We start from the raw sequence: 12,446 nt of genomic DNA, 5'->3' as shown, positions 1-12,446 counted from the left end.
CCGGGCTGAGCCTCGGCGGGCCGGTCCGCCGACGTCCGCCCCGCCGGCCCGGGCCGGTGGGGGACTGTCGGTTGCCGTTGCTACCGTTCGCCACCGTGATCGACGACGACGCCGCGCCGACGGCTGACGCCCGCGACCCCCACGCGCCCGACGCCGAGGGGCACGCGCTCGACGACGAGATCCGAGCCTTCGTCCGCCGCCAGGTGGCGCTGGCCGAGCTGCCGGCGGCGGCCCTGGTCGCCGAGACGGTGGAATACCTGGACGACGAGGCCGATCCGGCCCGGATCGCCGAGCTGGCCTGGCCGGTGGTGGGCGAGGAGCTGAGGGCACACCTCGCGGCGCAGGAGAGCTGGCCCGAGGTGACGGACAGCGACCGGCTGACCGCCGCCTTCCGGGCACTGACCGCCGCCGGCATCGTGGCCCGGGAGAACTTCACCTGCTGCCAGAACTGCGGCCTCAACGAGATCGGCGCGGACGTGCCGCGGTCGATCGCCCCGCGCGGCTACGCCTTCTACCACCGGCAGGACGCCGAACGCGGCGTCGACGGGGAGGGCGTGCACATCGCGTACGGGCTGTTCGAGCAGCCGCCGTCGGCCGCGGTCGGCGAGGAGGTGGCGGCGGCACTGCGGGCGGAGGGGCTGACCGTGCGGTGGGACGGCGAGACGGGCAGCCGCATCCACGTGCCGATGGTGTGGCGGCGTCGCCGGGTGGGGCGGCTCGCCGCCGTACCGGCCATGGTGGACGACGACATCGAGGTCGACGTGGAGCTGCTCGGCGGGTGGACCGGGGTGCACGCCGCCGGGGACGGGCCGACGCCCGCGGGCCGCCTCACCGCTCTGCACCTGCCGTGGCTGCCCGCCGCCGTCCCGGTACGCCTCACCTGCGGCGGCCGGTCCGTGACGGTCCGGCGCGAGGGCGACGCCCTGGTCGGGGCGTACGCCGACCCGGGCGTGCCGGAGCTGACCGTCGGCCGGTACGACGGCATGGAGCTGGTCCGGCGGCTGCGCGGACTGCGGCCGGGCGGCGGGTCGGCTCCCGCCCCGGTCGGCTTCCTCGAGGTGTCCGCCGACCATACCGGCGGCTCCGACCGGGACGTACCGATGGACCTGGCGGAGGTGCTGGCCCTGGTGCGGGCCATGCGCCCGCTGAGCTACGACTTCATCACCTGCGTCGGCCGCTCGGGCGGCTGCGTGCAGACCACCTGGCAGCCCGGTGGCCTGTGGGTGGAGGAACTGGACACCGAGGCGGCCGTGTCCGTCGGGCGGTACGCGACCCTGGTCGAGGTGGAGCGGATGCTCACCGTGCTGGCCATGGAGGACCGGGTCGCGGTGCGGGAGCTGGGCGACCTGACCACGCTGCGGCACCGCTGAGCGATTGGCGGTCAGGTGGTCGGCGGAAGGACCTTGGCGGCGAGCTTGGCCAGCTCGCGCAGCGCCTTGCCGCGGTGGCTGATCGCGTCCTTCTCCTCCGGCGTCAGCTCGGCGTTGGTCCGGTCCTGCCCGTCGCCCAGGAAGATCGGGTCGTAGCCGAAGCCGCCGTCGCCGCGCGGCGCCCGCAGCAGCCGGCCGGGCTGCCGGCCGTCGACCAGGTGCTCCTTGCCGCCGGGCAGCACCAGCGCCACGGCGCAGACGAAGGCCGCGCCCCGGTGCTCGTCCGGCAGGTCGGCGATCTGGTCCAGCACCAGCTGGAGGTTGGCCTGGTCGTCACCGTGCCGGCCGGACCAGCGGGCGCTGAACACGCCCGGCATCCCGTTGAGCGCGTCGACCGCCAGCCCGGAGTCGTCGGCGATGGTCGGCAGGCCGGTACGCCGGCAGCCCTCCCGCGCCTTGATCAGAGCGTTCTCGGCGAAGGTCAGGCCGGTCTCCGGCAGTTCTGGATACTCCTCCACGTCGTCCAGCCCGAGCAGCGCGATCCGGTGCGCGCCGAGCGCGCCGTCGAGGATCCGCTGCAGTTCGATGAGCTTCTTACGGTTACGGGTGGCGAGCAGGACCTTGTTCATGACAGCGCCTTCCGCTGGGCCTCGGCCAGTTCCACGCACCCCGCCACGGCCAGGTCGAGCAGGGCGTCGAGTTGGTCGCGGGCGAAGACGCCCGCCTCCCCGGTGCCCTGCACCTCGACGAACTCGCCGGTGCCGGTGCAGACCACGTTCATGTCGACCTCGGCGGCCACGTCCTCGGCGTAGTTGAGGTCCAGGCGCGGCTCGCCGGCGATCACGCCGACGCTGATCGCGGCCACCGAGCGGTGCATCACCTTCTCCGGCTTGCCGGCCAGCGTCTTGCGCGCGGCGAGCCATTCGACCGCGTCGTGCAGGGCCACGTACGCGCCGGTGATCGCGGCGGTCCGGGTGCCGCCGTCGGCCTGGAGCACGTCGCAGTCGAGCACGATCGAGTTCTCGCCGAGCGCCTTGAGGTCGATGGACGCCCGCAGGCTGCGCCCGATCAGCCGGGAGATCTCGTGGGTGCGCCCACCGACGCGCCCCTTGACGCTCTCCCGGTCCGAGCGGGTGTTGGTGGCCCGGGGCAGCATCGCGTACTCGGCGGTGACCCAGCCGAGCCCGGAGCCCTTGCGCCAGCGGGGCACCCCTTCGTTGACACTGGCGGTGCAGAGCACCCGGGTGTCGCCGAACTCCACCAGCACCGAACCCTCGGGGTGGGTGCTCCAGCCCCGGGTCAGCGTCACCGGTCGGAGTTGGTCGGGCTGCCGCCCGTCAGGTCGCGCCATGCCTGCACCCTATGCAATGAGGTGATCGAACCGTCCCGGGGTCTCCCGACCCGGCCGCTCGAACCCGGGTCAGACGTCGTAGCTGGCGCCGGGGCGGACCACCTCGAGCGGGCCGGCGTACGCGGCGGCGGCCGAGGCGACGGTATGCGCCTCGCTGCCCCAGGCGGCCACCAGGTGGGTCAGCAGCAACCGGCCGACAGCCGCCTTGGTCGCCGCCTCGCCGGCCTCCCGGCCGGTGAGGTGCAGGTCCGGCGGGTTGTCCACCCCGTCGAGGTAGCTGGCCTCGCAGAGGAAGACGTCGGCGTCCTGGGCCAGCCGCAGCAGCGCGTCGCAGGGGGCGGTGTCCGACGAGTAGCAGAGCACCCGGCCACCGTGCTCGAGCCGGACGCCGTACGTCTCTACCGGGTGATTGACCCGGTCGACGGTGACGGCGAACGGGCCGATCGGGAAGGTGCCCGGCTCCAGGGCGTAGAACTGGTAGACGTCCTCGACCGCGCCGTCGTCCTGCCCGTGGATGGCGGAGAGCCGTTCCGGCGCGCCGGCCGGGGCGTACACCGGCAGCGGCGGGTAGGGGCCCTCCGGCGCGTACCGGCGGACCACCACGTACAACGCGGCGTCGAGGATGTGGTCGCAGTGCAGGTGGCTCAGCAGGATGGCGTCCGGGGTGTGCAGCCCGGCGTAGCGCTGGAGGGTGGAGAGCGACCCCGACCCGAAGTCGACCAGGAGCCGGAAGCCCTCGGCCTCGACCAGGTAGGCGGAGCAGGGGGACTCGGGCCCGGGGAAGCTCCCGGCGCAGCCCAGGACCGTCAGTCGCATCGAGTCGTCTCGCTGTCACGCTTCGTAGTGCTCGCGCCGGCCCGGACTCCGTCGATGATCTCTACCGACGCGTACGCCACGCTGCGCAGCCTACGCTGGCGCGCCCACGGGCAAGAATGATCCGCTGCAAGTTGTCACCAACGTGACACCCGCTCCGACCCGGCACCGGGCGCGGGTGCCGGACGCGCCGGGGCCACCGGCGTCACCGCCGGTGGCCCCGCTGTCGAACGGCCCCGGATCAGGCCCAGAGCTGCCCCTCCAGGGCGCCCTCGGCATCGGCCAGGGTGCCGCCGTACGCGCCCGTGGAGAGGTACTTCCAGCCCCCGTCGGCGACCACGAACGCCACGTCGGCGCGCCGGCCGTCGCGGACCGCCTCGTGCGCCACGGCCAGGGCGGCGTGCAGGATCGCGCCGGTGGAGAAGCCGGCGAAGATGCCCTCCACCTCGACCAGCTGCCGGGTCCGCAGCACCGCGTCCCGGGTGCCCACCGAGAAGCGCCGGGACAGCACGGTCGCGTCGTACAGCTCCGGGACGTAGCCCTCGTCGATGTTGCGCAGGCCGTAGACCAGCTCGCCGTAGCGCGGCTCGGCGGCGACCACCTGGATGCCGTCGACCTTCTCGCGCAGGTAGCGCCCGGTGCCCATGAGCGTGCCGGTGGTGCCCAGGCCGGCCACGAAATGGGTGATCGTGGGCAGGTCGTGCAGCAGCTCCGGCCCGGTCGTCTCGTAGTGCGCCCGGGCGTTCGCCTCGTTGCCGTACTGGTAGAGCATCACCCAGTCGGGGTGCTCGACAGCGATCTGCTTGGCGGTGGCGACCGCCTGGTTGGAGCCGCCCGCGGCCGGCGAGAAGATGATCTCCGCGCCGTACATCCGGAGCAGCTGCACCCGCTCGGTCGAGACGTTCTCCGGCATCACGCAGACCAGCCGGTAGCCGCGCAGCTTCGCCACCATGGCCAGCGAGATCCCGGTGTTGCCGCTGGTCGGCTCGAGGATGGTGTCGCCGGGCCGGAGCCGGCCCGCCTCCTCGGCCGCACGGACCATGAACAGGGCCGCCCGGTCCTTGATGCTCCCCGTCGGATTCCGGTCCTCCAGCTTGGCCCAGAGGCGTACCGGCGGCGCCCCGTCGGGCACCGCCGGCGAGAGCCGGGGCATCCCGACCAGGGGCGTGCCGCCACAGGCGTCGAGCAGGCTGTCGTACCGCGCCACGGCGGCCTCCTCAGCCGGCGGCGGAGGTGCGCCGGCCGGCCCGCGCGACGGTCGCGTTGTGCTGGGCGATCGCGGCCGCCGCCGCGAAGCCGAACGCGCCGCCGGCCACGGCCGGCAGGATGGTGACGCTGTCGCCGTCGGAGAGCTTGGCGTCCAGCGCGCCGAGGAAGCGGACGTCCTCGTCGTTGACGTAGACGTTGACGAAGCGGTGCAGCGCGCCGGTCTCGGTGACCAGGCGGCCGCGCAGCCCGGCGTGCCGGGAGTCCAGGTCGGCGAGCAGGTCGCCCAGGGTGTCGCCGGTGCCCTCGACGACCTTCGCGCCGCCGGTGTAGCTGCGCAGGATGGTGGGGATGCGAACCTCGATGGCCATGATTGTCGTGCTCCTCTTTCGGGTGTGCCGGTCGGTGACGGGACGTGGGACAGGTGTTACGGCGCCGGGATCAGCGGCCGGAACACTCGTAGTCGACCGTCGCCGGGCTCTGCCCGAACATGTAGGACTGCACGGCATGCGGGTCCACCCCCGCGTCGAGGATGCGCACCGGCTCCTCGGTCACCACGCCGTCGACGATCCGGAACGAGCGGATCTCCTCGGTGTCCGGCTCCCGGGTGGAGACGAGCAGGTAGTGCGCGCCCGGCTCACCGGCGAAGGAGACGTCCGTGCGGGACGGGTAGGCCTCGGTCGCGGTGTGCGAGTGGTAGATGACGACGGGCTCCTCGTCCCGGTCGTCCATCTCGCGCCAGGTGCGCAACTGCTCCATCGAGTCGAACTCGTAGAACGTCATCGAGCGGGCGGCATTGTCCATCGGGATGTGCCGGGTGGGGGTGTCGCTGCCGGCGGGACCGGCGACCACGCCGCACGCCTCGTCGGGGTGGTCCCGGCGAGCGTGGGCGACGATCGCGTCGACGATCGACCGGTCGATGCTCAGCACGCGCTCCAGCCTAACGCCTGGCGGGCCGCAGCTTAAGGTGGTGCCGGTCACGCTCAGTCGATCAAGGCGTTGAGCAGCGACTCCTGCAGGTAGCCGAGGTACGCGTAGACCGACAGCTGGAACACCCGGCTGGAGGTCGGATCCTCGGCGACCGCGTCGTCGAGCTCCTCGCCGAGATCGGTGCCGTCCTTGATCTCCAGCCGGACGCCCATCGCCAGCCGGGCGTCGTTGAGCGCGCGCAGCCACGCCTCGGCCGCCTCGGCGTCGAGGCGCACCTCGCCGCCGGCCTCGCCGGGCAGCGCGGCGAGGATCGCGCCCGCCTGGTCGATCTTGGCGGTCTTGAGATCACCCTCGGTGTACCGGCGGAACTCCGCAGTGCCGCCCGGGTCGTCCGGGTAGACCTCGGGGAAGAGCCGGCACACCACCGGGTCGGAGTGGTCGAAGCCGTCGGTGAGCAGCCCGACCACCTCGGAGGCCACCTTCCGCAGCACCCGCACCTCGTCGGCGGCGAAGGTGGCGACGTAGCGGCCGCTCTGGCGGCGGAACATGCTCACGAGCGGTCCACCGTCGCCCAGAGCCCGTACGCGTGCAGCTGCGACGCGTCGTGCTCCATCCGCTCGCGGGCGCCGCTGGAGACCACCGCCCGCCCCTTGTGGTGCACGTCGAGCATGAGCCGCTCGGCCTTCTCCCGGCTGTAGCCGAAGAGCTTCTGGAAGACCCAGGTCACGTAGGTCATCAGGTTGACCGGGTCGTCCCACACGATCGTCACCCACGGCCGGTCGGCAGCCGGCACCTCTTCGGTGTCCGGCGTCTCGACCGGTGCAACCTGCGGAGCCGTCATGCCCCCCATCGTGCCACCGGATTCGGCGAACCGAGGAACCGGAACGCCGGCCCGGCGCGGATCGCCGTCCGCGGCCGCCCCCACCGGGCGGCGGGCGGGGGCGGCCGCGGCCCCGGCGGGGCGGCCGGCCGGGGTGGCGGGGACGCCGTCAGGCGAGCAGGATGCCGTGGTCGACCGCATCGGCCAGCACCGCTCCCAGCGAGAGGCGGACCACCTCGAACCGCCGGGAGATCTCCCGGGACAGCTCCAGCTCGATCTCGCGCAGCGCCCGCTGGGCCCAGGCGCGGGCGGCGTTGGGGTCGTCGTTGCCGGGACTGCGCCAGTGCTGCCAGCAACCGCCGGAGAGCGCCACCGCGACCGGCGACAGCACCTCGGCCCGGGCCGCGCCGGGGTAGCCGGCGAGCGCGTCGATGGCCGCGGCCCCGGTCAGCCCGGCGACCCCGGCCGTGCTGGTGACCAGCAGCACGCGGTCCAGGTCCTGGCCGGCGAGGTGGTCGGCCAGGCCCCAGCGCACCGCGGCGAGGATCCGTCGGCGGACCCCCTCGGGCAGCGGCCCGCCGAAGACCAGCCCGCCGCACTCCTCGACGATGCCCCGCACGGCATGGTCGCACTGGGCGGTGGCCAGCAGCGACAGCGCCTCCATCTCGCGGTCGAGCAGCTGCGGCAGGCCGGCGCAGCCGACCCCGAAGACGATCTCCTGCACCACCCGCAGGTGGGTGTTGGCCAGCTCCAGCGCGAGGTGCTGGCGGATCCGCCGGGCGCAGGAGCGGGCCCGCCGGTCGAGCCCCTCGGACCAGTCGCCCGGCTCGGCGAGCACCGGCACCCGGCCGTGCGCGCCGGGCAGCACCGGCGGCTCGGCGCTGGCCCGGCGCAGCCCCTCGTCGGCGGCCCAGCCCACCAGGGCCCGGCGGAGGTCGGCGCCCTCGTCGTCGCGGACCGGGAACCAGCGGGCCTCGGCGAGCGCGGGCACCGCGGCCAGCAGGGCCGCCCGGTGTGCCTCGACGGTGACCGCGACCGGGTCCACCGTGTCGGCGCCGGGGCCGTGCGGGGCGGCCCCGGTGCCGGCCGGCGGGACGGACGCCCCCGCGTCCTCCGTCGTCGCCGCGCCGTCTGGCATCGGGGCCCAGCCGGTGGTGCCCGGGGTGACCGCGAAGAAGACCTCGACCTTGGCCCGGGCGACCTCGGCGAGCAGGTTCAGTTCCACGGCGGTGAACGCCTGGTCGGCGGCGATCACGAAGAGCAGCGCGCCGGCGCGGCCCACCGCGTCGAGCAGCACCCGGCCGCCCGCCGCGCCGAGGGCACCGGTGTCCGGCGTGTCGACCAGGTTGAAGTGCCGCAGCAGCGGATCGGACAGGCTCAGCTCCACCCGCCGCGGCGGCCGGGCCAGCGCCGGACCGGCGGCCAGCGGGTCGGCGCCGTAGGAGTGCGGCTGCCGGTAGCCCGGCACGTACGCCGCGCGCGTCGGCACCTTGGCGTGTCGCACCACCAGCCAGCCGCCCGGCGGCACGGCGAGCATCCCCCGCGCCACCCGCAGCAGGCTGGCGAGCACCTCCGGCCGGCCGGCGCCCCCGGGCCCCGCCGCGACCACGGCCAGCGATTCCTGCGGGCTCGGCTCGGTCGCCCCGATCCGGGTGGGCAACGACCCACACCGCGGCAGGTCGGCGGGCCCGGCCGTGTCGCCGGGCACGTCAACCCCAGAAAGACCGGACTTCATCGGTAAGCGGCCTCCAAGGCAGGCGACCGGTTGCGGCGGCCGCGCGGAAACATCCGGTTTGCACCCCGGATGCCGGAAGAGTACGGGCGGTATGACCCCCCAGCCGAACACTTCGGATACTCAGCAGTAATCGCTAGATTACTCAACTTCGCTGCGTGACGATCTGCGCGCGGAGGGAATCCGGTCGATATGCTGCCCGGATGAGTCGGTGGAAGTTCGTCGGCCGCACGGATGAGCTCAATCGTCTGTTGTCGGCGGTGACCGGCACGGAGGGGCGTGGGATCTTCTTCAGCGGCAACGCGGGGATCGGCAAGAGCCGGCTGCTGCGCGAGGGGGTGGCCGCGCTCCCCCGCGACGGGTACGCGGTCTGGTCCATCGCGGCCAGCGCCACCACCGCCGCGCTGCCCTTCGGCGGGCTGGTCCAGGTGCTCCCGGCCGAGCAGCCGCAGGGGCTCTCCCCCGCCGGCATCCTGCGCTGGGCGGTCGACGTGCTGCAACAGCAGGCCGCCGGCCGTCGGATCGTGCTCGCCATCGACGACGCGCACCTGCTCGACCCGCCGTCGGCCGCGCTGGTGCACCTGGTCGCCCGGGCCGAGAACGCCATCGTGATCGGCACGCTGCGCAACGGCGAGCAGATCCCGCTCCCCATCCGGGCACTCTGGACCGACGACCTGGTCGACCACGCCGAGCTGAGCCCGATGGCGCCGGCCGACACCGCCGGGCTGCTCGCCGCCATCCTGGAGGGGCCGGTCGACGCCGCCTCCGCCGACCGGCTGGGCCGGCTCTCCGCCGGCAACCCGCTGCTGCTGCGCGAGCTGGTGCACGCCGCCGCCGGCAGCGGGGAGCTGACCCGCACGTACGGGATCTGGAAGTGGACCGGCCGGTTCGAGTTGGCGCCCAGCCTGACCGACCTGATCGACGCCCGGATCGGCCAGCTCACCCCCGGCGTACGGGCGGTGGTGGAGCTGGTCGCCTTCGGCGAGCCGCTCGGCCTGCAGCTGCTCAATCAGGCCGTCGACCCGGTCGACGTGGAGACCGCCGAGGAGCGCGGCCTGATCACGATGGTCCAGCACGACCGGCGGCTCAACGTCCGGCTGGCCCACCCGCTCTACGGCGAGGTGATGCGCCGGCAGTGCCCGGTCAGCCGGACCCGCCGGTTGCAGGCCCGGCTGGCCGACCTGCTCGAGCAGGTCGGCAAGCGCCGCCGCGACGACCTGCTCCGGGTGGCGGTCTGGCGACTCGACTCGGGCACCGCGCAGGACGCAGCCATGCTGCTCGACGCGGCCGGGCAGGCGTTCGCCCGCTACGACGTACCGCTGGCGACCCGGCTGGCCCGCGCGGCGCTGGACGCCGGCGGCGGGTTCGACGCCGCGGAGCTGCTGGCCACCATCCTGATGTTCGCCGACCGGCCGGAGGAGGCGATCGAGGTGCTCGACGCGGTCTCCGCCGACATCGAGGGCGACCGGCGGCTCAGCCGCTGGCTGACGGTGCGCGGCATGGTCAGCTACTGGGGGCTGAGCCGGGAATCCACGGTGGACGAGATCTCCGCCCGCGGCGCCGCCCTGAAGGACTCCGCCGACCAGGCCCGGGTGCTCGCCTTCGAGGGCATCATGCGGCTGCACCGGCTGGACACCGGCATCGCGCTGCGGCTCGGGCGGACCGTCATGGACCGGCCGGCGGCCAGCGTCGCGGCCCGGGAGCTGGCCCGCAGCACGGTCGCCTACCTGCAGGCCGCGCAGGGGCAGCTGCGCCGCAGCGCCACCGCGATCAACCAGGTGCAGGCCGAGGCGGCCCGGTGGCGGGCCGACATGCCGTACCTGCAACTGGCTCTGGAGCTGGCCCGCGGCACCCGGCTGGCGCTCGCCGGCGACCTGGCCGGAATCGACGCGATCGTGGCCGACGAGTTCGCCGACCTGGCCGGCGCGGGCGACTTCCGGCTCGGCACCGGCTACCTGGCCATCCTCCAGGCGTACGCGGCCCGGCTGCGCGGCCAGAGCGACACCGCGCTGCGTACCAGCCTCGGCGCCTGCGCGGTGCTGGCGACCAGCCGGGTCTACGCCGGGCTGGCGCAGGCCGAGCGGGCCCAGGCGGCGGCGCTGCGGGGCGACGCGGCGCAGGCGGCCGAGGCGATGGCCGAAGCCGACCGCACCCACGCGCCCGGCATGGCGGTGCTCTACCCGTGGTTGGAGCAGGCCCGCGGCGCGGTGCTGGCCGTCGGCGGCGACGTGCCCGGGGCGGTCAAGCAGCTGACCGAGCTGGCCGAGCGGCTGCGCACGGACGGGCTCGCCGGCCACGAGGTGCACGTGCTGCACGACCTGGTCCGGCTCGACCAGGCCAGCGCCCAGGTCGGCCCGACCTGCTCCGACGGCAGCCGGCGCACCGTCGCGCAGCGGCTGGCCGAGCTCTCCGAGCGCGTCGACGGGGTGCTGCCGCCGCTGCTGGCCCGGCACGCCCGGGCCGCCGCGGGCGGCTCGGCCGACGAGCTGCTGGCGGTCGCCGACGGCTTCGCCGCGCTGGAGCTCACGGTCTACGCCGCCGAGGCGACCGCCAGCGCCCTGCACCGGCTGCGCGAGCAGCGGTCTCCGGCCGCGGCGGTGGCCCGGGAACGCCTCGCCGCCCTGCTCGGCCGCTGCGACCTGGTCCGCACCCCGGCGTTGCAGGCCGGGATGCCGTCGCTGACCGAGCGGGAGTGGCAGGTGGCCCGACTCGCCGCGGACGGGGTGAGCAGCCGGGCCATCGCCGAGCGGCTCTACCTCTCGGCGCGCACCGTGGAGAACCACCTCCAGCGGATCTACAGCAAGCTCGGCGTGACCGGGCGGGCCGAGCTGCGCGCGGCGCTGCGGGCGATCCCGGGCCACGAGGGCGGCGAACCGGAGTGAACTCTAGGCTGGGCCGGTGAGCACCCTCCGCCCCGCGCTGCTGACCGACCACTACGAGCTGACGATGATCAGCGCCGCCCTGCGCGACGGCACCGCCGACCGCCGCTGCGTATTCGAGGTGTTCACCCGGCGGCTGCCCACCGGCCGCCGCTACGGCGTGGTCGCCGGCACCGGCCGGCTGGTCGAGCTGATCCGCGACTTCCGCTTCGACACCGACGAGATCGACTTCCTGCGCCGCGCCGGGGTGGTCGACGAGCAGGCCGCCGCCTGGCTGCGGGACTACCGCTTCACCGGCGACGTCCACGGGTACGCCGAGGGCGAGCTCTTCTTCCCTGGCTCGCCGATCCTCACCGTCTCCGGCGGCTTCGCCGAGTGCGTGGTGCTGGAGACACTGGTGCTCTCCGTGCTCAACCACGACTGCGCGGTGGCGGCCGCGGCCGCGCGGATGGTCACCGCGGCCCGGGGGCGCACGCTGATCGAGATGGGCTCGCGGCGGGCGCACGAGGAGGCGGCGGTGGCCGCCGCCCGGGCCGCCTACCTGGCCGGCTTCCGGTTCACCTCCAACCTGGCCGCCGGGCAGCGGTACGGCATCCCGACCGCCGGCACCGCGGCGCACGCGTTCACCCTGCTGCACGACGACGAGCGGGCGGCGTTCGCCTCGCAGGTCGCCACGCTGGGCAAGGACACCACGCTGCTGGTCGACACGTACGACATCACCCAGGGCATCCGCAACGCGATCTCGGTGGCCGGGCCGGAGCTGCGGGCCGTCCGGATCGACTCCGGCGACCTGGCGGTGATCGCCCAGCAGTCCCGGGAGCTGCTCGACTCGCTCGGCGCCACCGAGACGAAGATCATCGTCTCCGGCGACCTGGACGAGTACTCGATCGCCGCGCTCGCCGCCGAGCCGGTCGACATGTACGGCGCGGGGACCTCGGTGGTGACCGGTTCCGGAGCACCGACCGCCGGCCTGGTCTACAAACTGGTCGAGGTCGAGGGGCGCGCGGTGGTGAAGCGCTCCGAGCGCAAGGCCACCATCGGCGGCCGGAAGGTGGCCGTCCGGCGGCACAAGCCGACCGGCACCGCCACCGAGGAGGTCATCGTCCCGCAGGGCGAGCCGGAGCGGCAGCCGAACGACCGGCTGCTGCAGCGGCCGTTCCTCACCGGGGGCGAGCCGGTCGGCCTGCCGACGCTGGACGAGTCCCGGGAGCACCTGCGGCAGTGCCTGATCTCCATCCCCTGGGAGGGGCTGAAGCTCTCCGCCGGAGACCCGGCCGTGCCGGTCACCGTCGTACCCGCGGACTGAACCGGATCGCGCCAGCGGACCGAACGAGGAAAGGAGCAC

Annotated in this window: 12 protein-coding genes; 3 read left to right on the top strand and 9 right to left on the bottom strand. The window is 74.4% G+C overall.

The window, feature by feature from the left end; genetic code table 11:
• Positions 1–95: 95 nt before the first annotated feature.
• Positions 96–1,370: a DUF6891 domain-containing protein gene (locus ACVCAH_RS18635; RefSeq protein WP_447137429.1), complete on the top strand. Its 1,275-nt coding sequence runs from the start codon at positions 96–98 to the stop codon at positions 1,368–1,370.
• Between the two features lie 11 nt (positions 1,371–1,381).
• Here ACVCAH_RS18635 and rdgB read toward each other — a convergent pair whose 3' ends face one another.
• The 9 genes from rdgB to ACVCAH_RS18590 all read right to left on the bottom strand — a co-directional run bounded on the left by rdgB (position 1,382) and on the right by ACVCAH_RS18590 (position 8,225).
• Positions 1,382–1,999, bottom strand: coding sequence for an RdgB/HAM1 family non-canonical purine NTP pyrophosphatase (gene rdgB / locus ACVCAH_RS18630; protein WP_447137428.1), 618 nt, complete (start codon positions 1,997–1,999; stop codon positions 1,382–1,384).
• Positions 1,996–2,721, bottom strand: a complete 726-nt coding sequence (gene rph / locus ACVCAH_RS18625; RefSeq protein ID WP_447137427.1) for a ribonuclease PH — start codon at positions 2,719–2,721, stop codon at positions 1,996–1,998. Before rph ends, rdgB begins: the two co-directional genes overlap by 4 nt.
• Positions 2,722–2,790: 69 nt before the next feature.
• On the bottom strand, positions 2,791–3,537 hold the full coding sequence (locus ACVCAH_RS18620) for an MBL fold metallo-hydrolase (protein WP_447137426.1): 747 nt from the start codon (positions 3,535–3,537) through the stop codon (positions 2,791–2,793).
• Between the two features lie 238 nt (positions 3,538–3,775).
• Positions 3,776–4,741 (bottom strand): PLP-dependent cysteine synthase family protein, encoded by a 966-nt coding sequence (locus ACVCAH_RS18615; RefSeq protein ID WP_447137425.1) that lies wholly within the window; start codon positions 4,739–4,741, stop codon positions 3,776–3,778.
• 10 nt (positions 4,742–4,751) lie between these two features.
• Positions 4,752–5,111 (bottom strand): MoaD family protein, encoded by a 360-nt coding sequence (locus tag ACVCAH_RS18610; protein WP_447137424.1) that lies wholly within the window; start codon positions 5,109–5,111, stop codon positions 4,752–4,754.
• Positions 5,112–5,181: 70 nt separating this feature from the next.
• Positions 5,182–5,670, bottom strand: a complete 489-nt coding sequence (locus ACVCAH_RS18605; protein ID WP_447137423.1) for a Mov34/MPN/PAD-1 family protein — start codon at positions 5,668–5,670, stop codon at positions 5,182–5,184.
• Between the two features lie 53 nt (positions 5,671–5,723).
• Positions 5,724–6,218, bottom strand: a complete 495-nt coding sequence (locus ACVCAH_RS18600) for a DUF2017 domain-containing protein (RefSeq protein ID WP_172899546.1) — start codon at positions 6,216–6,218, stop codon at positions 5,724–5,726.
• Positions 6,219–6,220: 2 nt separating this feature from the next.
• A complete protein-coding gene (gene clpS, locus ACVCAH_RS18595) occupies positions 6,221–6,511 on the bottom strand; it encodes an ATP-dependent Clp protease adapter ClpS (protein WP_088995710.1) in 291 nt (96 codons plus the stop codon).
• A 148-nt stretch (positions 6,512–6,659) separates the two neighbouring features.
• Positions 6,660–8,225 carry a hypothetical protein gene (locus ACVCAH_RS18590; protein ID WP_447137422.1) on the bottom strand — a complete coding sequence of 522 codons (1,566 nt, stop codon included), beginning with the start codon at positions 8,223–8,225 and terminating at the stop codon, positions 6,660–6,662.
• Positions 8,226–8,425: 200 nt separating this feature from the next.
• Between ACVCAH_RS18590 and ACVCAH_RS18585 the strand changes: the two genes are divergently transcribed.
• Positions 8,426–11,104 carry a LuxR C-terminal-related transcriptional regulator gene (locus tag ACVCAH_RS18585; RefSeq protein ID WP_447137421.1) on the top strand — a complete coding sequence of 893 codons (2,679 nt, stop codon included), beginning with the start codon at positions 8,426–8,428 and terminating at the stop codon, positions 11,102–11,104.
• Positions 11,105–11,120: 16 nt separating this feature from the next.
• Positions 11,121–12,407, top strand: coding sequence for a nicotinate phosphoribosyltransferase (locus tag ACVCAH_RS18580; protein ID WP_447137420.1), 1,287 nt, complete (start codon positions 11,121–11,123; stop codon positions 12,405–12,407).
• Positions 12,408–12,446: the final 39 nt, after the last annotated feature.

The organism is Micromonospora sp. LZ34 (genome assembly GCF_052981855.1).
This window is presented reverse-complemented; position numbering and strand designations above follow the sequence as displayed.

Excerpts from the sequence above, each read along its gene's own strand:
- rdgB (WP_447137428.1), bottom strand. The coding sequence starts at position 1,999 with ATGAACAAGGTCCTGCTCGCCACCCGTAACCGTAAGAAGCTCATCGAA.
- rph (WP_447137427.1), bottom strand. The coding sequence starts at position 2,721 with ATGGCGCGACCTGACGGGCGGCAGCCCGACCAACTCCGACCGGTGACG.
- ACVCAH_RS18620 (WP_447137426.1), bottom strand. The coding sequence starts at position 3,537 with ATGCGACTGACGGTCCTGGGCTGCGCCGGGAGCTTCCCCGGGCCCGAG.
- ACVCAH_RS18610 (WP_447137424.1), bottom strand. The coding sequence starts at position 5,111 with ATGGCCATCGAGGTTCGCATCCCCACCATCCTGCGCAGCTACACCGGC.
- ACVCAH_RS18600 (WP_172899546.1), bottom strand. The coding sequence starts at position 6,218 with ATGTTCCGCCGCCAGAGCGGCCGCTACGTCGCCACCTTCGCCGCCGAC.
- clpS (WP_088995710.1), bottom strand. The coding sequence starts at position 6,511 with ATGACGGCTCCGCAGGTTGCACCGGTCGAGACGCCGGACACCGAAGAG.
- ACVCAH_RS18590 (WP_447137422.1), bottom strand. The coding sequence starts at position 8,225 with ATGAAGTCCGGTCTTTCTGGGGTTGACGTGCCCGGCGACACGGCCGGG.
- ACVCAH_RS18585 (WP_447137421.1), top strand. The coding sequence starts at position 8,426 with ATGAGTCGGTGGAAGTTCGTCGGCCGCACGGATGAGCTCAATCGTCTG.